The organism is Candidatus Pseudothioglobus sp. Uisw_016 (genome assembly GCF_048087635.1).
Taxonomy (GTDB): domain Bacteria; phylum Pseudomonadota; class Gammaproteobacteria; order PS1; family Pseudothioglobaceae; genus Pseudothioglobus.
This window is the reverse complement of record NZ_CP159806.1, coordinates 386,624-405,265: the sequence shown is the minus strand read 5'-3', so window position 1 is coordinate 405,265 and position 18,642 is coordinate 386,624. Positions and strand designations below refer to the sequence as shown.

The 18,642-nt window shown below is 32.2% G+C and carries 16 protein-coding genes; 6 read left to right on the top strand and 10 right to left on the bottom strand.

The genetic code is table 11. The annotated features are described in order from the left end of the window. Positions 1-50 precede the first annotated feature (50 nt). The 3 genes from glmS (at position 51) to ABXT69_RS02000 (ending at position 3,797) form a co-directional block, all read left to right on the top strand. On the top strand, positions 51-1,898 hold the full coding sequence (glmS, locus tag ABXT69_RS02010) for a glutamine--fructose-6-phosphate transaminase (isomerizing) (protein ID WP_416678741.1): 1,848 nt from the start codon (positions 51-53) through the stop codon (positions 1,896-1,898). Continuing rightward, complete coding sequence (locus ABXT69_RS02005) at positions 1,895-2,722, top strand: hypothetical protein (protein WP_416678738.1); 828 nt, start codon at positions 1,895-1,897, stop codon at positions 2,720-2,722. Before glmS ends, ABXT69_RS02005 begins: the two co-directional genes overlap by 4 nt. A gap of 67 nt (positions 2,723-2,789) precedes the next feature. Further along, positions 2,790-3,797, top strand: coding sequence for a glycosyltransferase family 2 protein (locus ABXT69_RS02000; RefSeq protein ID WP_416678735.1), 1,008 nt, complete (start codon positions 2,790-2,792; stop codon positions 3,795-3,797). A gap of 118 nt (positions 3,798-3,915) precedes the next feature. Here the strand turns inward: ABXT69_RS02000 and ABXT69_RS01995 are convergent, their stop codons facing one another. Then, the gene (locus tag ABXT69_RS01995) at positions 3,916-5,103 is read right to left on the bottom strand and encodes a TIGR04372 family glycosyltransferase (RefSeq protein WP_416678733.1); all 1,188 of its coding nucleotides are present in this window, start codon (positions 5,101-5,103) and stop codon (positions 3,916-3,918) included. A 213-nt stretch (positions 5,104-5,316) separates the two neighbouring features. Here ABXT69_RS01995 and ABXT69_RS01990 point away from each other — a divergent pair, with 213 nt between their 5' ends. The 3 genes from ABXT69_RS01990 to ABXT69_RS01980 are packed head-to-tail and all read left to right on the top strand — an operon-like array spanning position 5,317 to position 8,416. Then, positions 5,317-6,258: an NAD-dependent epimerase/dehydratase family protein gene (locus ABXT69_RS01990; protein ID WP_416678731.1), complete on the top strand. Its 942-nt coding sequence runs from the start codon at positions 5,317-5,319 to the stop codon at positions 6,256-6,258. A gap of 9 nt (positions 6,259-6,267) precedes the next feature. Then, positions 6,268-6,837 (top strand): SIS domain-containing protein, encoded by a 570-nt coding sequence (locus tag ABXT69_RS01985; RefSeq protein WP_416678728.1) that lies wholly within the window; start codon positions 6,268-6,270, stop codon positions 6,835-6,837. A gap of 43 nt (positions 6,838-6,880) precedes the next feature. Then, on the top strand, positions 6,881-8,416 hold the full coding sequence (locus ABXT69_RS01980) for a PfkB family carbohydrate kinase (protein ID WP_416678727.1): 1,536 nt from the start codon (positions 6,881-6,883) through the stop codon (positions 8,414-8,416). A gap of 202 nt (positions 8,417-8,618) precedes the next feature. Here ABXT69_RS01980 and ABXT69_RS01975 read toward each other — a convergent pair whose 3' ends face one another. The 9 genes from ABXT69_RS01975 to ABXT69_RS01935 form a co-directional block, all read right to left on the bottom strand. Further along, positions 8,619-9,659, bottom strand: coding sequence for a zinc-binding dehydrogenase (locus ABXT69_RS01975; protein ID WP_416678724.1), 1,041 nt, complete (start codon positions 9,657-9,659; stop codon positions 8,619-8,621). 160 nt (positions 9,660-9,819) lie between these two features. After that, the gene (locus tag ABXT69_RS01970; RefSeq protein ID WP_416678723.1) at positions 9,820-10,482 is read right to left on the bottom strand and encodes a class I SAM-dependent methyltransferase; all 663 of its coding nucleotides are present in this window, start codon (positions 10,480-10,482) and stop codon (positions 9,820-9,822) included. Between the two features lie 4 nt (positions 10,483-10,486). Further along, positions 10,487-11,401 (bottom strand): FkbM family methyltransferase, encoded by a 915-nt coding sequence (locus tag ABXT69_RS01965; protein ID WP_416678721.1) that lies wholly within the window; start codon positions 11,399-11,401, stop codon positions 10,487-10,489. A gap of 32 nt (positions 11,402-11,433) precedes the next feature. After that, a complete protein-coding gene (locus ABXT69_RS01960; RefSeq protein ID WP_416678720.1) occupies positions 11,434-12,246 on the bottom strand; it encodes an SDR family oxidoreductase in 813 nt (270 codons plus the stop codon). A gap of 12 nt (positions 12,247-12,258) precedes the next feature. After that, entirely contained in the window at positions 12,259-13,971 is a 1,713-nt protein-coding gene (locus ABXT69_RS01955; RefSeq protein WP_416678719.1) for a thiamine pyrophosphate-binding protein, read from the bottom strand. A gap of 5 nt (positions 13,972-13,976) precedes the next feature. Beyond that, positions 13,977-15,149, bottom strand: coding sequence for a pyridoxal phosphate-dependent aminotransferase (locus ABXT69_RS01950; protein ID WP_416678718.1), 1,173 nt, complete (start codon positions 15,147-15,149; stop codon positions 13,977-13,979). Between the two features lie 371 nt (positions 15,150-15,520). After that, the gene (locus ABXT69_RS01945) at positions 15,521-16,576 is read right to left on the bottom strand and encodes an alpha-ketoacid dehydrogenase subunit beta (protein ID WP_416678717.1); all 1,056 of its coding nucleotides are present in this window, start codon (positions 16,574-16,576) and stop codon (positions 15,521-15,523) included. A 4-nt stretch (positions 16,577-16,580) separates the two neighbouring features. Further along, a complete protein-coding gene (locus ABXT69_RS01940; RefSeq protein WP_416678715.1) occupies positions 16,581-17,519 on the bottom strand; it encodes a thiamine pyrophosphate-dependent dehydrogenase E1 component subunit alpha in 939 nt (312 codons plus the stop codon). Between the two features lie 81 nt (positions 17,520-17,600). Next, positions 17,601-18,599 carry a GDP-mannose 4,6-dehydratase gene (locus ABXT69_RS01935; RefSeq protein WP_416678713.1) on the bottom strand — a complete coding sequence of 333 codons (999 nt, stop codon included), beginning with the start codon at positions 18,597-18,599 and terminating at the stop codon, positions 17,601-17,603. Between the last annotated feature and the right edge of the window lie 43 nt (positions 18,600-18,642).

Here is an 18,642-nt window from a genome sequence, read left to right as displayed (position 1 = left end):
AAACTTATTATTAACTATAATATTAATCATTATTGTATTAATATGTACTTATGTGTGGAATTGTTGGTGGCGTTACAAATAATGATATTACAGCACTATTATTAGAAGGTTTAAACCGCTTAGAGTATAGGGGTTATGACTCGTCAGGACTTATAGTTCTATCAAAGAATAATACTTTTGATCGGGCAAGGTCAGTTGGTAAGGTTAAAAACCTTGAAGATAATTTAAAAGCAAGGGATCAGAAAATTTTAGGAAATATTGGAATTGCTCATACGCGCTGGGCAACTCATGGCGAGCCTTCTATTTCTAATGCACACCCCCATATATCAATGAATTCAGTTAGTTTGGTCCATAATGGCATTATTGAAAATTATATCGATCTTAAAAATGATCAATTAAATAAAGGCTACTCATTTACTTCTGAGACCGATACTGAAGTTATTGCTCATGCGATTGATTTTGCAATGAAATCATGCAACACCCTAATCTCATCTGTTCAGCTGGCGATTAAATCTTTTTCAGGATCTTATGGCTTAGGAATAATTTCATCTAAATATCCAGATCAAATTATTGCTGCTAGAAAAGGATCTCCATTAATAATAGGAATTGGAAAAAATGGAAATTATATAGCGTCAGATCAAATGGCACTTTTATCTGTAACCAAAGAATTTATTATTCTGGAGGAAGGAGATATTGCAGAAATAAAAATAAATAAAATTACTATCTATGATCTTGATGGTATTTTGGTCAATCGCCCAATCACAATTTCCAAGTTAAAAGAAGGTCAGGTTGACTTAGGAAATTATGACCATTTTATGCAAAAAGAAATTTTTGAACAACCTCAAGCAATTAGAGACACATTGGAGTCTCGTATTACAAAGGACTCTGTTGTGATTTCAGCTTTTGGGCATAAAGCTGAGACTATTTTTAAAGAAGCCAAGCAAGTTCAAATTGTCGCCTGTGGAACGAGCTTTAATGCTGGCTTAGTTGCAAAATATTGGCTAGAAGATATTGCCAAAATATCCTGCAATATAGAAGTAGCAAGCGAATATCGCTACCGTCATCCTATGCTCTTAGATCACACCCTCTTTATCACCCTGTCACAAAGTGGTGAAACAGCAGACACAGTTGAAGCCCTTAAAACTGCTAAGATAATTAATAACAATATTAGCACTCTTTGTATTACAAATTCTGCAGAATCTAGCCTTACCAGGCTTTCTGATTTAACTTTTTTAACTCATGCTGGGCCAGAAATTGGAGTTGCAAGTACAAAAGCATTTACTACTCAGCTTGTTTCTTTAGCGCTCTTAACATGCACTATTGGTAAATTAAAAAATATAATTAATAAAAAACAAGAAAAAAAAATTATTGACGGATTAAAACGCCTTCCAGGATTAGTTAATGAGGCATTACTCCAAGAAGTACAAATTAAGGACTTAGCAATTCGCTTTAAGGATACTAATAGCGCTCTTTTTCTAGGTAGAGGCACAATGCACGCCATAGCCATGGAAGGTGCTCTCAAACTTAAAGAAATTAGTTATATCCATGCTGAAGCATACCCAGCAGGAGAATTAAAACATGGCCCAATTGCACTTATAGACCGGGACATGCCGGTAATTGCAATTGCACCAAATGATGAGCTTCTAGGTAAATTAAAGTCTAATTTACAAGAAGTAAAATCTAGAGGATCTCAAATGATTGTCTTTGAAGATACAAACTCTAAAGTAGAAGCCATGGATGCAATGGAAGTAATCCCAGTTACCTCAAATCTAGGAAGAATTACGGCTCCAATTATCTTTACAATTCCTCTTCAATTACTTAGCTATCATGTTGCACTTATTAAGGGGACAGACGTAGACAAGCCAAGGAATTTAGCAAAATCAGTAACAGTTGAATGAATTTAATTAAGAGAGCGATTTTGGCTTACAAAACTCTAGGGCGAAAAGCTTTTATATATAGGGTATTTAACTTCCTTTATCTAAAAACCCAAAATGCCAACAGCATAAATTTTTCAAATAAATTTAAAAATCATGATGATGCTATCAAAACGCAATATGGTACACCAGAACCCTTAGTTGTCGATAAAATAAGTAATGAACTTTTACGTGATCTAAAAAAATTAATTCAAGATACCGGAGATGAATCAGTAATCACTACCCTGCTGAATTCTAAAGATGATAAGTATTTATTGATAGATAATCATGCAAATTCTGTGATTCAAGAATTAGACAGTAATTTGATAGTGCATCCAATTCACTCAATTAATCCGATGCAAGAAACGATAAGCAGACTTCATAAAGAGTTAAGAAATACATTTAAGGCTTACATTAAGTCACCTTTTATGTTTGTAAATACTCGTGCATGGTCAACTAAGGCGAACTCATCTAAATTTGGGCCAAGTCTTATGCATAATGATGGTTTTGAGCCCGGCCACATGAAGATAATGGTTTACCTCACGCCGCTAAATGATGAGTATGGTTATTTCATGGGCGAGGGCAGTTCGATTAATAATCACCCTGCTGGAACTTCTATATGCTTCCTAAACTCGGATTTAGAACATAGCGCAGTACCGGGTAATACTTATAATAGAATATGTATTGAAGTCACCCTAATGAGGGCATTCATTAATGCGCCTCAACTCAACATGGGAGCTTTTTTTGGCAGGCATGCTTTAAGCCCAGAGTTTGTCTATGATGCAGCAACAAAAATGATCAGTAAATAAAAAATAACCCCATGAATTAGCAGTTGTCTGGTTTACGGAAACTTTATTAGAAAATACAGGAAATACTATGAATAAACCGCTAATTTCAGTCGTCATACCTGCTTATAACCTACCAGAATATACTGAGAAAACTATTGATTCTATAATGTCGCAGTCCTATCGACCAATAGAAATAATTATCTCAGATGATAATTCTCCAAATAGCCTGAAGAATCTTGTTGATGAGAAGAAAGCTAAATTTGATCCAGAAATAAATATAAAGTATTTCAGGCAAAAAGATAATCTCAACCACTATTGGAATTTACAATTTGTTATAGGTAAAGCTTCTGGGGAATATTTAGTTTTATTAGATCATGACGATTGGTTAATCGATTTCAATTTTTTTTGTGATTCCATAAAGGCTATTGAAGATCAACCAAATTGTTTTATGAGTATTGCTAATAGTGTTTATGAAAACAGTCCAGAGACTGTTTTTAATCTAAATTATAGTAATTATCATCATGTAGATGGAGCTACTTTCATGAGAGACTATCTTTACACTTCAATTCACCCTTACAAAAGCTCAGTTATGCTTAACTTTAATAAGCTCAAACAGCTCGACTATGAGCACTATTTTATAAATAAGGAGTCCGCGAAAATAATGAAAATTATGCCGGATGAGGCATTTATTTTGATATGTCTGCTCGCTTCAGAAGGTAGTATTGCATTAACGGGCCGAGTAGTTGGTGTTCATGGTATGCCTCCGATATCACTTGGAAGGACCGCCTTATGGAATAAAAATAGGGGGCAAGAGATGTTTATTCAGCATTTTTTATTACACCAGTATTTTGAAAAAATAGGATGCAATCCTGCAGCACAAGCGATGCGTCATAATTTAGTTCTACGATATCCATGTAAGAGTATCAATTTGGAGATACTTAAATACCTAAATTTTAAAAAAACAGCAATTTTCTTTATGGTCTTAGGTGTTGTGAGGTTAAATCTTAGCCTTATTACTTCGTTTCCAAGAAAAATTTTAGTAATGCTTAGAACTATGATTATGCATGGAGTACGTCTAATTATCAAAGGTTTATAATTGCATATCAAGAAAAAATAGATTATGAAGCATTGGAAAAAATGCAAAATAAGATCAAAATGAGTAAAATTATTTTATGCTGTCTGCTTTTTTATCAGGTTTTATTCATCAAGATAATCTAGGGCAATAAGTCTGAATAACGTTTAAGAAATTTCTCTCCAATTTGAGACGCATATCCAAAGCCATAGTGTCCAGGTTTAAATAAATTTTTATATTTTTTTTGTAACAATCTATTATCTTTATCCTGAATGAATGAATTAGTAACTTTTTGAAATTGTTCGGTTGCTAACTCTAGGATTTCTTCTTTTGAATTTGGAATAAGCTTAATTCCAGCTTTTTTAAAATTATTTGCTTCTCTATAATGAGCTATGTCACTATTCATAATTTCTGAAAATGAAAGTAAGTCATTTTGACCAGATTTAGAATGCATCATTGGAATACTTAAATCTTTCCTTCCTCTAGGTAATGATGATAAAGGACTCATATTTGTAATTGCTACTGGCGTTCCAAATCCAGTAGAAACTTCAATAATTCCAGAATTAGAGCCAAGAAAAAATAGCGATTCGCTACATAGAAAAACATCCATAAGGTCTGACTTGAAGGGGCTATTAGCATAATCAATTAAACCATCTATCTTTGGGCAGGGTGACATTGAACTATCGCCCATACGTATACATTTTCCACCTTGATCAATAATATATTGTATTGAAGGTATAAAAGTTTCAATATCTATATTTCGATGATCTGCAACATGTCCTCCTTTGTCTTTATCAAACCCACTTTCTCTAGCATGCACACAAACAAACCAGTCATTCTCTTTTAATCCCATCTCCATTAAAAGATTTTGGCCAGCCTTAAAATCTTGTGCTGTAATTTTAAGTAAAGGGTCTCTGTCCCCCCATTTATTATTAATTTCATATATGCTAGAAGTATCATGCTGAGTTGCAGCGTATTTTTCCTCAGATTTTAATAAAGGATGGAAGCATAATGGCAGAAATATTCTTGCTAGAAAAGGGTTTTGGATTACAATAAAATATTTCTTCCAATAGTCTAACATTGTTTGGTTAATTGGAAGGCCATCAAGACTCTTAGGGGCAATTAAAAAACATCGTGGAAAGCTCCCATTTAATAAATAGTATTCTTTTAAAAAGGAATCTGGATCAGCTAATAAATGTCCAATTCTATCAACATAAAAGTGAGGGGTCTTAATAGATAGCATTTTAAAAATAGCAGCAATTGGAAAATAAATCAAAACTGAAATTGTTCTTTTAATTGATATAATTATATTTTGATATACTAAAGACATTAATTAATTTTAAATAACTAGCTTTAAGAGCTTAACTTATTGTATAGTTGAATTTTATCACTAATGTTATCACTCTTTCACGATGTTCTAAAAAATTGATGAAAAATGAATCCTCCAAAGAAATAGAGTCTAAATTTAGATAAATATTTTAATTAAAGACTGATTAGGGTATCTTTTAATCTATTTTTTCACTCAATAAATTTAATTAGGCATATGAAAATATTAGTTACAGGTGGTTGTGGTTATAAAGGTCACGTTTTAATTCCAAAGCTCTTAAATCAAGGCCACCATGTGACTTGCTTTGATATTCAATGGTTTGGTAACTTTCTTAAAGGTCATGATAATCTTACAATTATTAAAGGTGATATAAGGAACATTGAAGAGATCCCATTAAATGGTGTTGAATGTATTATTCATTTAGCATCTATTGCTAACGATCCATGTGGAGATCTAAATCCAAAGTTGACGTGGGAAGTAAGCGCACTTGCAACAATGCAATTAGCAGATAAAGCAAAGCGTGTTGGTGTAAAGCGATTTATCTATGCATCTTCTGGAAGCGTCTATGGAATAAAAGATGAAGAGCAGGTAACGGAAGATCTTGAGCTTGAACCTATCTCTGAATATAATAAAACTAAAATGGTTGCTGAAAGAGTTTTACTAAGTTATCAAAATGATATGGTAGTTCAAATAATCCGTCCCGCTACCGTTTGTGGATATTCTGATCGAATGAGGCTTGATGTATCGGTAAATTTACTAACAATGCATGCCTTATCCAAAGGGAAAATTACTGTTTTTGGTGGCGATCAAGTTAGGCCAAATATTCATATTGATGATTTAACAGATCTTTATATTCATCTTATCGATAATCCACAAATTACTGGGGTCTATAATGCTGGATTTGAAAATATATCCATTCTTGATATTGCAGAAATGGTTACTAAACACTTACCTGTAAAAATTGAAGTTACTGCCTCCAATGATCCAAGATCATATAGAGTAAATTCTGATAAAATTCTTGCAACTGGCTTCAAGCCAAAGAAAAAAGTAGAAAATGCAATTATTGAAATTATTGAAAAATTTAATTCTGGTTTATTAAAGGATGAAGAAAAGTTTTATAATCTAAAATGGATGCAAACAAATAAACTCGTTGGATAATAAAATTTTATGTCAAATGTCTTTTTTTCAGATTACGCAAATAAACTAACGTCAGTTCTTGAGAGTTCAGACTGGTCTCAAGTCTCTAAACTTGCAGTAGATTTATTAACTTGTTGGCAGAGTGGGAACCAAGTTTTCTTATGTGGAAATGGTGGCAGTTCTGGCAATGCTTCTCATTTAGCAAATGATTTTATTTATGGCATTGCAAAAGCTAAAGGTCGAGGCCTCAAAGCAATTTCACTAAATGATAATAATTCAGTCATAACATGTTTGGCAAATGATGTTGGATATGATAGTATTTTTTCAGAGCAACTAGCAGTATTAGCTAATCCAAATGATATTATTATTACACTGTCTGGGAGTGGAAATTCACCCAATATTGTTTCGGCAATCAATGAAGCTAAAGTACTCGGTGTGAAATCCTATTCTATTCTAGGGTTTGATGGTGGTATGTGTAAGAAAATTGCAGATCATCCGATTCATTTTCAAATTAACGATATGCAAATATCTGAAGATTTACAATTAATAGTTGGCCATATGTTAATGAAGTCGCTATATAAATCTATAAAAGAAATTTGATCCTATAACCTCACTACCAAGACTTAATAATTAATTGAACCACATGATTACTCAAAAAATAACCTCTTTAAATGAACTAGAAAATATTTCATTAAACTACAAAAAAGAGGGAAAGAGCATTGTGCTTTGCCATGGCATGTTTGATTTAATACATTTGGGGCATATACGTTATTTCCAACAAGCAAAAAAAGAAGGGGATATTCTTATTGTTACTTTAACCTCAAATGAATTTTGTAGAAAGGGCCCTGATAGACCAATATTTTCTGAGGATTTAAGAGCTGAAAGTTTAGCTGCATTAGAAATTATAGATCATGTTGCAGTATGTCCATTTCCCAGTGCTATTGAAGCTATTAAAATAATTAAACCCAATATATATGCTAAAGGAAAAGAATATGAAATAGAGGGCGATGATATTACTAAAATGATTTCTAAAGAACGACAGGCTGTTGAACTTAACCGAGGTAAAGTTTTTTTTACTGACGATCTAGTTTTTAGCTCTAGTAATTTATTAAATCGTAGTTTTGAGGTCTTTACTCCAGAAGTAAAAGAATATATAAGTAATTTTAAATTAAATCATACTTTATCTGAAGTCCTAGAATCAATTAATGCAGTCCGTAAATCAAAAGTTTTAGTTATTGGTGAATCAATTATTGATCGCTATACTTTTGTAACCCCATTAGGACAAACTGGAAAAGGAATTCACACATCTGTAAGTAAAAAATATTCTCAAGATTACCCTGGTGGGTCTATTGCTGTTGCCAATCATATTGGTTCTTTTGTCGATAATGTAACTTTATTTACCGGGCTAGGAGGTAACTCTGACTTAGAAAATTATAATACCTTTATTACTAATAATCTAATGTCGAATATTACTCAAGAGATTTTTAATTTTAAAGAATCAGAAACTATTATTAAAGAGAGATTTGTTGACGATGAAATGGATAAATTTTTTGAAATTTATCATTCATCAGATGGGCAAAATGCATCCGAAGATGAAAATATTAAATTAACAAAGTGGTTAGAATCGAATTTAGAAAAGTTTGATATTGTTGTAGTGCCAGATTATGGAAATGGCTTTATAACTGAATCAATGACTGAAGTTATCTCAAGAAAATCTAAATTTTTAGCTGTCAATACACAAATTAACAGTGGAAATAGAGGGTATCACGTCGTAAATCGATATAAATCTGCTAACTTTATTTCACTTAATGAGCCAGAAATAAGGCTAGCTAGGCATAATCGTAAAGATTCAATAGCTTATTTGAGTAAAATTACCGCTAAGTCGCTTAATGCTGATTTCATATCAGTTACACAAGGATCTAATGGTCTTCATACTTATCAAGTAGATGAAAACCACAGCTTTAAAGTACCTGCATTATCGTCTAATGTTATCGATAGGGTTGGTGCGGGAGATGCTTTTTTATCACTTGCATCAATATTTCTAGGTAGTGGAATAAATACTGAAATATCAGTATTTATTGGCGCGACAGCTGCAGCAATTGATGTTCAGATTATAGGCAACCAAAATACAGTGAATAACATAGATTTAATTAAATATATTTCCGCGCTTTTAAAGTAAGTAAAGTTTTATCCCTCATAGGACGCTCTAAATAACTAAAATATTAACTGGGAATATTATGTGTAATTTTTATAGTAGTCTTAATTACAACGACGTGCTTAATAAAATCTCACTATGATAGAATAAATAAAACTATTGGGGTATACAAATAAGTATCGTAGGAATTTTTAAAAAATATTAAGAAGATAAACTTATTTTTTATTTAATGTTCCATTTTTATAAGTGGCCTTAGAACTTTTCCAGACTCTAAATCATCTAAAGCTTTGTTTATATCAAATAACGAATAAGGTGAGGTCAATAAAGAATTTAAGGGAAAGCTAGAAGAATTAAAATTATGGAACAAAATGGGCATATCTCGATCTGGATCAATACCTCCTCCCCAGCTACCAGCTATATTTTTTCCACTAATAAGTTCATGCGGAGCTATTCTAATTTTGTCACCTTCTGGTGGATGCGAAGCGAATAGTAATTTCCCTTTATGCATGTCTAACAATGAAAATCCAAGCTCAATAGTTGATGTTTTCCCTGCAGATTCAATACAAAAATCTGCTCCGTCTGGAAATATACTATAAATTATCTTTTTAAGATTAGGATTTTTTGCATTGATGACATTTCCAACGCCCCAGCCCTTAACTAAATCTAATTTTTTAGTAGAAATATCAATTGCAATTATTTTTTTCACATTTAAAGCTATTAACATCGCTATAGCGGATAAACCAATCCCTCCTAATCCAATAACAATGACTAAAGAATCTTTATTAACATCAATTTCATTAATTACCATTCCTGCGCCTGTAGGAAGAGCGCAACCAAATAGAATAGCAGTGTCAAACTCTAAATTCTTAGGTTTACTAATTAGTCTATTCTCAGAAACTACTGAGTAATTACTAAATGTAGTAACTTTGCCAGAGTTAATAACCTCATTATCTGAATCATACAATGCTCCTTTAGCCTCAATTCCACTAGCTTTAATCCACGAAAGTATCACCTCATCGCCTTTACTAAATTTCTTAACATCAAGAGCAGTATCTATAACAATTCCAGATCCTTCATGCCCCAGCAAATGAGGAAGCCATTTATCCTTGCCTCGGAGACCACGAACCTCCATCAATTGACTTCGACAAACGCCACTATAAAGTATTTTTACAAGAACCTGACCCGATTCTAATGGTCTCAAATCAAGACGTTTTATCACCAAAGGTGAGTTAGGTTTAGTAAGAACTGCTGCATTTACTTTAAGCATATTAGAAGTTTTATATTAAATAGATTAAGCCGCATAAAAAATATTAGTTTAACTAGAATTAAGCCCTATATATTATTTGCTTCAAAATTTAGCACTACTAATTTTAGTTAAAAGGAAGTTATTTTCTACTCGTAAAATTACATTGTAGGTATAAAAATTATTATTCAGCAAAAAACCAATAGTAATCACCTTTATAGTTAACTTCTTTAAAAAGTTTTTTCCAGTCATCACAACTCATATAAGTAAGCGCAGTCAAATTCCAATTTAGCATTGATTGCTCTCCTTTTTCATCCCTCCAAGCATCATTCATAATGAAAGAGTTATTTTTTGTTACTCTATTTATTTCTCTAAAAGCTTGCTTACAGTCAATTAGGGGAAGGTTATGAAGAGTATTTATAGCTATCACTAAATCAAAATAATCATCTGGAAAAGGAAGGTTATTAGCATTAGAAACCGTAATATTTTCTTGCATTGATTTAATTGCATTATTTTTTGCATACTGAGAAATATCAATACCTTTAATTTCTGCTTCAGGAATTAATAAAGACAAATCATGCATCATATAACCCTTTGCACAACCAATATCAAGAATCTTAGAATTGTTATTTAAGCTATAAATATCTACTATATGTGCAACTGTATCAGTCCAGAATCTTGGACTATAGCTATAGCCTCCATAGCCAGTTAGCCTATCTCCATCAAAATACTCAATATCAAACTTTCTAGCTACCGCTCTATCCATTTCAGTTATTAAATTTCCTCTCTCCTGAATGGGTCTACTGGATTGAGGATAAAATTTTAGAATATTTTCTTCTTTTCCCATCCTGTTAACACCAAGTATTATTTTTAGAAATAAATATCGACCCTTCTCTGTGAGAAGTTGGTAATTCTTCTATTGATTCAACTTTTCCCCAGGAAATTTTTTGAGAATAAACAGGGATTTTTAAAGATGAAAATAAATTCCAAAATTCTTGTCTTGTAGGCTCTGTAGATATTTCAGCAATAAAATCAGATGTATCAAAATCTTCTTTTTGAAAACTTTTTAAAATATCAACCTCTGATCCTTCTACATCTAGTTTAAATAAATCAAACTTGCCAGCTAATTTATTAGCATTTTCCACTTCAACTTCATAAACTTCTGTTGGCCCATAAGAATCTTTTTTATCATTTATATAACTACCAGTAGAGTTATTAATAATTTTGGTAAATTGAGCTTTTCCTTCATACGAAGAGACCGCTTTCTGATGAAATTTATTATTAGAATAGCCGTCAAGATAATTTTTTGCTATCTTAGAGTGAACTATGTCTGGCTCATAAGAATCCACTGAATAATTTAATTCACAGAGTATTTTACTGTGAAGACCAATATTTGTACCTATGTCACAAACTTTCTTATATCTATCAACATTATTTTTATAAAATTTATAAATTAAAAGTTCATCAATTCCAAAGAAATGACGGGAATTTATGCTCCCTAAAGAAATAAAAGGGAAGTTAATTTTTATGTCAAAAATAGAATCAACTTCATCATAAACTTTATATATGGCTGCATACTTCAAGATAAGTAGATTTTTAAAGAAACAATAAACTGATGATTTTGGGTTTTGAAATTCAGGATTTTTCCATATAAAATCAATAATCTCCTCTACATTGCAATCCAGATCTAAAACACTAAAATTATAATCCTTCACCTCGGGTAGAGTTCTTTTTAGCTCTTCGAATTCTTTATTTGAAATTTTCATATATTTTATTTTAAATTTTTTAAGAGAACAAATTATATAATAACTGCATTTCCTTTTCTTCTAAGTTTGTACATATCTAGGTTTTTTTTAAGCTCTACTTCAAGTGCTTCTTTACCCCAAGAATCATGAACTACAGAGAAATTTCTTCCACTTGTTACTTTTTTTTCTGATGAGTCTATCCATTTCAGGCATCTGTATATATCTTCAAAAGAAGTTCCCTGTTCTCCTGATTCCATAAATTCTTTAACCCTTTCGTAATTACTTCCTGCCATTTGTTTTGCTTTTAAAGTTTCTTCATGAGTTTTTGTCCTTACAAATCCAGGGCCAATAATTTGAATTTTTAAATCTTCACATTCGGCATCTAGTAATTCACACATTTTAATTAAACCTATCTTGGATACACAGTAAGCTGAGTAATTTGACATTGCTGAATTTGTTCCACCACCAGCCATTAAATTTACACAAGCCAAACTATTTTTATCTCTTAATTTGTATAGTCCATGAATAATTGATAATTGACTTGTAAAATTTATAGAAATTGATTTTTCCCAAGTAGAAAAGTCTAAATCAAAAAAATTTCCAATGGGTTTACTTGAACCAATTGAACTAAATATATTTGTCCACTCAAATTTTTTTATTTTTACTTCTTCAAATAAATTCTTTATATCTTTTTTAGATAAAACGTCACACCGGACGAGAGAAATATTTTTTTTTGATCTGAGAATCTCTGTATTCTTATTTTCAGATCTGAAAGTGCCTAAAACTTCAAACCCATCATCAAGATATTTTAAGGAAATATTGAATCCAATATCAGCATTGATTCCTAATATAATAATTTTACTCATAATTTTTTCAATCTACGGCTGCATTTCATTCAACGGAAGAGGGGAAAAAGTACCATCTCCATTCGATTGATAACCTTGTTTAAATAATTCTTGAACATCTTCATCCACTACTACTTCGCATATGATCGGACCATCAGAATTTAAAAGCTTACCAATTATTTCTTCAGTATCCTTCTTGTTATCTAATTTGCAAAACGGAATGTCAAATCCATTTGCTAACTTTTCGATAGAAGGCATTTCTAAGGACCAATCTGGATGAGTTCCATATAATTTTCCAGATAAAAATTCGGACTGTGTATGTCTAATTGCTAGATATCCATTATTATTTATTACAGAAATAATAACTGGTATTTTCTGAGATTTTATAGTTTGAAGATCTTGGATGTTCATCAAGAAACTTCCGTCTCCAATTATGCAAAATAATTTTTCGAACACCCCAGCATTATGAACTCCTATAACTTCTCCTAATCCAGTTCCCATTGCAGAAATTGCAGAAGAACAAATAATTCTCTGTCCTTTTTTTATATGTGCACTCTGAAAACCTGCATACAATGCAGTCCCTCCTCCGTCAATTATGAAGGCAGAGGATTCAGGAGAATTTAGTGTCAGTTCTTTAAAGAATATATTTGGATTAGGCTTGGAGTTCTCTTTAGGATAGTACCAATTGAGATCTTTAATTCCTTTAAAGATTTCTTTAGGTGATTCTTCTAATTGAATTTCTACCAGGTCCTTAATAAAATAATTTATATCCTGGTTAATAATTAAATCAAAATTAAGATTTAAATTATTTAGCTGTTCTTTATCAATATTAACAATTATCTTCTTAGTTTTTTCTGCGTAAGTATCTATTAAAGTTGTTGTGTGAGGGATAGAAAGATGAGTACCTATACAAATTATTAAATCTGAATCAAAAACAGCTTTGTTTGCTCCTTTTTGCCCTCTCATCCCTATAATACCTAAGTTTCTTTCATAGTCAGTAGGGAAATAATCCGAAGCTGTCCAGGTAGTAACAAAATTAAAATCCTTTTCAATCAGAAAAGATTTAAATTCCTCAAGAGCTCCCGAGAGTCTCAACCCATAACCTAAAACAAACAATGGTTTATGAGATGCAGAAAGCATTTCTTTAAATTCTGACAACGAAGACCCTTTATTTGTTCCAACTATTTCTTTATTTACTATCTTGATATCTTCTTCAGAAATATCAACCTCTTCTCCAAACTGATAATCAAGTGGTATGTCCAACCAAACAGGACCTGGCCTTCCTGAGATAGATATTCTTAAAGCATCTTCAAGCACATCAAGTATTTCACTTTTTTCTTCGAGGACTTTTGAATATTTAGCTATAGGCTTAACAATGTCTATTATGGGCACTTCTTGTGTTCCAAATTGCCTTACATTCTTTCCATAAGACATGTGTGTTGATCTGACTTGCCCGGAAATAAATATACAAGGTACAGAATCTTGCCATGCTGCAAGAAGCCCTGTAATGGCATTAGTGCATCCAGGTCCTGAAGTTACAACAACACAACCAGGTTTTCCTGTAATTTTTGAATTGGCCACTGCGGCTAATGCCGCTGATTCTTCATGATGACAGTAAGTTACATTAAAATTATTTCCTTCTAAAGAATCAAAAATATGAACTACAGCGCCCCCTTGCAATCCAAATGCTGAATTTATCCCATTCTTTTTAAGAAATTTAGCTATAACTTCAGTTAATTTCATCATTTAGCTTACAGTAATTGTTGAAGGAATTCTTTTACTCGCTCGAGTCCTATTTTTATATTTCTTTCGTCTGTTGCGAAACAAAATCGAACATAACCTTTGCCGCCATCTCCAAAAAAACTTCCAGGGCATGTTGCAACTCCTTGTTCACTTAGAAGTCTTTCAGAGAACTCTTCATCGGACAGGCCTGTTTTTTCAATATTTACAAAAGTGTAAAACGCCCCCTCAGGCTTCAAAGCACTAATTAGAGGCAAATCTAAAATTAGTTCATGCATTAGATCCCTTCTTTTTCTAAAAGTTTCTACCATATCATCTATATAATTTTGATTCGACGAAAGTGCTTCCTCTGCTGCTAATTGTAAAAAAGGACTAACACACGAGGCTATTGTTTCTAGAAGCAATGTCATTCTTCTAACAAGTTCTTTGGGAGCCGTAACTGCACCAATACGCCACCCTGTCATTGCATAAGATTTACTAAAAGAATGAATTATTATAGTCCTTTCGAGACACTTATCATAGACGGAAGGTGAAGAAAAAATAGTTCTATCATCTGAAAAAACTATTCTTCCATAAACTTCATCGCTAATTAACCAAAGATTATTTTTCTTTGCTATATCGTAGACTTTCTTTATCTCTTCTTTTGTCATTATTGATCCAGTAGGATTATGTGGAGAATTTATTAGAATTGCTTTAGTTTTCTTTGTAATAAATTTTTCTATATCCTCTGGATCTAATCTAAATTTATTTTTTTCCTTTAATTTTATAAAGACGCCCTTTAAGCCCAGAAATTTAAAGATTGATTTATAAGACACAAAACATGGATCTATTGTTATAACCTCATCTCCAGGATTTCCTATACAAGCCAGAGCATAATAAATTTGTATATTCGCTCCTTGAGTAACTAAAATCTGATCAAGTGAAGGTTTAAAACCTCTTGATTTTAGGGTTCTTATTGAAGCAACTTCTTTAAAACTTTCTAACCCACCTGAGTCAGTATAGTGAGTATTTCCTGCTCTTAATTCCCTTACACATCTTTCTACAATGTGTTTAGGAGTATCAAAATCAGGATCTCCAATTTCAAAATGTATTATGTCCCTTCCTTGCTTTTCAAGTTTTTTACATTGGGAAAGAACTTGGAACATTTTTTGCCCTTCTAAGAGCTCAGAAACTTCTGAATACATAGTCATTAATTTATAAACAATTGGGTTATATAAAACTTCTAGCTTGTCTGGTAGAATCTACGATTATATCATCATACAAAAATGAAGTACGAAAGTCATTATTAATTAATTTTTTTGAAACTTTAAAAGACACTTAAGCAATGTTGAATCATTAATACCTATATTTATTAGGTAGGTTTCATAGAAGTTATAACCTTTTGAAATAGGAAAGATACAATTATAAAGCTCATCAATGCAAACAAAGAAACCTTTATTAGAGCAAAAACAAGGACAAACTGGTTTCATAACTTGAACTATTTTCTCAAAGTTTATATTATTTTTCAATTATTTATTATAAGACTTTATAAGAACAAAGTCTTATAACTAAGGAACTAAAATGGCCCCTTAAACCAATCACCAGGCACATCATGAGGATGCTTCTTGGCAAAGTTCTTACTATTAATTTTTGCATCTACACCTAATATTTTTAACACTCTTAATGCTATTTCTTTCGCTCCAAAATAATATTTATCAGTTAACCCAAAACTAGTTGGGGAAGGTTCATCAGCTAAAGCAATTCTATCAGGGGGGCTTTTTAATTTATCATATGAAGCCATAGAAACTCTAGCAATTATTTCGCTTGCAACTGAAAAACTTTCTGAAGCTGAATCTATAGCCAAAAGTCTACCAGTTTTACTTAAAGATTTGATAACTGTATCGCTATCTAGAGGGCTTGTTGATCTCAAATCTATTAGATCACAAGTGATACCAATTTTGTTTAGCTCATCTACGGCATGCAAAGCCTCTATGGTCATATAGGATAATGACACTAAAGTTATATCAGATCCTTCTCTCATTAGTTTTGACTTCCCTATAGGTATTCTATAAAGTCCCTCTGGTACATCACTTTCCAAGCCATGAAGCCATCTATGTTCTAAGAATATTACGGGATCATCGCTAAAAATACTTTCCAACAAAAGACCTTTAGCATCATAGGCAGTTGTTGGCATAACAACTTTCAGTCCAGGTATTTGAGAAAACATAGACTGCAAGTTCTGGGAATGAGTAGGGCCTTGCCCCCAGCCATGTCCAACAATTAATCGAATAGTTATAGGGACTCTGCAAACACCGCCAAACATGAACCTCCATTTAGCTGCATTATTAATTAATTGATCCATGGCTAAAAGAAAGAAGTCAACTCTCTGATGGACCATTACTGGTCTCAACCCATTAAGAGATGCTCCAATTCCGACGCCAGTCATAGCATTTTCAGATGTAGGGGTATCAAATACTCTTTCAGAACCAAATTTTTCTTGCAATCCTATGGTAGTTCCAAAGATACCTTTTGGGTCAGGCACACCAAGACCAAAAGTGATAACATTCTTGTCTTTATGCATAGCAATACACATTGCCTCATTGATTGCCTCTGCAAAAGTTATTTTTCTCATAATATTAAGAATTGATTATTTGTTGAAAATCCTTATCTGAAGGAAATTCAGAATTATCAGCAAAATGATGTGCTTGATGAATTTCAGCATTAAATTTATTAAAAAAAACTTTAACAAGATCTAGATCTTTGTTTTCAAGAACATCCTTAAGTGGGTCCTTTTTTTTCCATTTTAAAAACTCTTCTTTTTCTCTGTATCCTATATCATTATCATAATTTGGGCCACAGTGCTCTCTCCACCGATAAGTATCAAATTCTAAAAACTGGGGACCGTTACCCAACAGTATCTTATCTCTTGCTAATTCAACATAATCACTTACTTGTTGGACATTATTTCCATCACCATGATTTGATTCTATACCAAAAGCTCTAACCATTTCAAATATCTTTCTTCCCTTTGGCTGCCTAACTTCTAAGCCTGAGTAGACTGAATATAAATTATTTTCACAAATAAAAAGGATAGGAAGGTTGTGTATTATTGCAAAGTTAATTGATTCATAAAAAACACCTTCTTCAGTAGCTCCATCTCCAAAAAAAACACAGCTAATTGATTTTTTTTCTTGGATTTTCATTGCAAGAGCGGAGCCAACTGCTACTGGTATTGTATTCCCTACTATAGCAGTACTCCCCATAAAACCAACTGATTTATCAATCAAATGCATAGACCCACCCATTCCTTTAGAGCATCCCGTGACCTTTCCATAAATTTCAGCTAACATAGAATTTAAACAACCTCCTTTTGCAAGGTAATGAGCATGAGCTCTATGAGTACTTAAAACTTGATCTTCATTGGTAAGATTAGAGCATACTCCAACAGCTATTGCCTCCTGACCAATTGATAAATGAGTTGGACATCTCATTTTTTGCTCAGAGTATTTTTTAGCTATAGACTCTTCTACTAGCCTTATTCGTAGCATTGAAGTCTGAAGTTCAGATAATTTCATTTTTGTTAAGATTCAACATTCTAAATATTGCAATAATTTTACCTATTTAAATAAAATCATATGGCATATTGTTTTTAATAATTAAATCTTATGAAGATACTCATAAGGAAGTAACTTCAGATTCTCTAGATTATTGTCAACCCAAGTTAAAGTCTCTTTAAGGCCTTCATCTAAATTAATGTGGTCTATCCAGGCAAACTCATTTCGTAATTTTGAACTATCCAAAAGATAAGATTGATCTTTACCTAGTCGATCATCTGTCATTTCAACTACTTCTTTAAATTCTACTTTTGTCATATCACAAATCTTATGAACTAATGCCTTAATAGAAATAGTTTGGTTAGTCGAGATATGATAAGTTTCACCAGTATTTCCCTGAAGTGAAATTTTATAAATTGCAGAAGAAACATCTTCCATATGAATGAAAGAGCGAACTGAAACACCGCCTCCATGCAGATTTAACTTGCGTCCTAATCTTGCTGAAAGCATTGCTCGGGGAATAATTCGATATAACTGTTGCCCCTGCCCATAAACATTTGCAGCTCGAGTGAAAACTACTGGAAAACCATAAGCCTTATAGAAACTTAAAAGATGCAAATCACAAGCAGCTCTGGATACCGCATAAGGGGTACTAGGCGAAAAATTATAGTTTTCCTTTAGCCATCCTCCATCTGAACTTCCATAAGCTTCTGGAGTACTAATATGCACATATTTTTTTATGCAATCTATTTTTCTTAACTCATCATGTAGTTTGACTTGAGACACAACATTAGTTTGATACCAGTGTTCTGGAGTTAACCAACTTTCAGCAACCATACCTTGGGCTGCAAAATTAATTACATACTCAGGCTTTATAGACTTTATTAGTTTTTTTATTTCATTGAGGTGTAAATTAAGATCTAACTGGATAAATTCAAAATTAACATCTAAATTATTAGTCCATTTATATGGTAAAAAAACCTCATTTGGCTCTTCAGAGCGGCTAACTCCAAAAACATTATGTCCTTTTTCTAAGAGATACTTTGTAAAGTATGCTCCAGAAAAAGAGTTACTTCCAATTACAAGAAAATTATTTTTCATTTTTTGAATGCATGGTTAATTTTGCAATGACTCGCTATAAAAA

Coding starts and splice junctions, on each gene's coding strand:
- glmS (WP_416678741.1), top strand. CDS start 51: ATGTGTGGAATTGTTGGTGGCGTTACAAATAATGATATTACAGCACTA.
- ABXT69_RS02005 (WP_416678738.1), top strand. CDS start 1,895: ATGAATTTAATTAAGAGAGCGATTTTGGCTTACAAAACTCTAGGGCGA.
- ABXT69_RS02000 (WP_416678735.1), top strand. CDS start 2,790: ATGAATAAACCGCTAATTTCAGTCGTCATACCTGCTTATAACCTACCA.
- ABXT69_RS01995 (WP_416678733.1), bottom strand. CDS start 5,103: ATGTCTTTAGTATATCAAAATATAATTATATCAATTAAAAGAACAATT.
- ABXT69_RS01990 (WP_416678731.1), top strand. CDS start 5,317: ATGAAAATATTAGTTACAGGTGGTTGTGGTTATAAAGGTCACGTTTTA.
- ABXT69_RS01985 (WP_416678728.1), top strand. CDS start 6,268: ATGTCAAATGTCTTTTTTTCAGATTACGCAAATAAACTAACGTCAGTT.
- ABXT69_RS01980 (WP_416678727.1), top strand. CDS start 6,881: ATGATTACTCAAAAAATAACCTCTTTAAATGAACTAGAAAATATTTCA.
- ABXT69_RS01975 (WP_416678724.1), bottom strand. CDS start 9,659: ATGCTTAAAGTAAATGCAGCAGTTCTTACTAAACCTAACTCACCTTTG.
- ABXT69_RS01970 (WP_416678723.1), bottom strand. CDS start 10,482: ATGGGAAAAGAAGAAAATATTCTAAAATTTTATCCTCAATCCAGTAGA.
- ABXT69_RS01965 (WP_416678721.1), bottom strand. CDS start 11,401: ATGAAAATTTCAAATAAAGAATTCGAAGAGCTAAAAAGAACTCTACCC.
- ABXT69_RS01960 (WP_416678720.1), bottom strand. CDS start 12,246: ATGAGTAAAATTATTATATTAGGAATCAATGCTGATATTGGATTCAAT.
- ABXT69_RS01955 (WP_416678719.1), bottom strand. CDS start 13,971: ATGATGAAATTAACTGAAGTTATAGCTAAATTTCTTAAAAAGAATGGG.
- ABXT69_RS01950 (WP_416678718.1), bottom strand. CDS start 15,149: ATGTATTCAGAAGTTTCTGAGCTCTTAGAAGGGCAAAAAATGTTCCAA.
- ABXT69_RS01945 (WP_416678717.1), bottom strand. CDS start 16,576: ATGAGAAAAATAACTTTTGCAGAGGCAATCAATGAGGCAATGTGTATT.
- ABXT69_RS01940 (WP_416678715.1), bottom strand. CDS start 17,519: ATGAAATTATCTGAACTTCAGACTTCAATGCTACGAATAAGGCTAGTA.
- ABXT69_RS01935 (WP_416678713.1), bottom strand. CDS start 18,599: ATGAAAAATAATTTTCTTGTAATTGGAAGTAACTCTTTTTCTGGAGCA.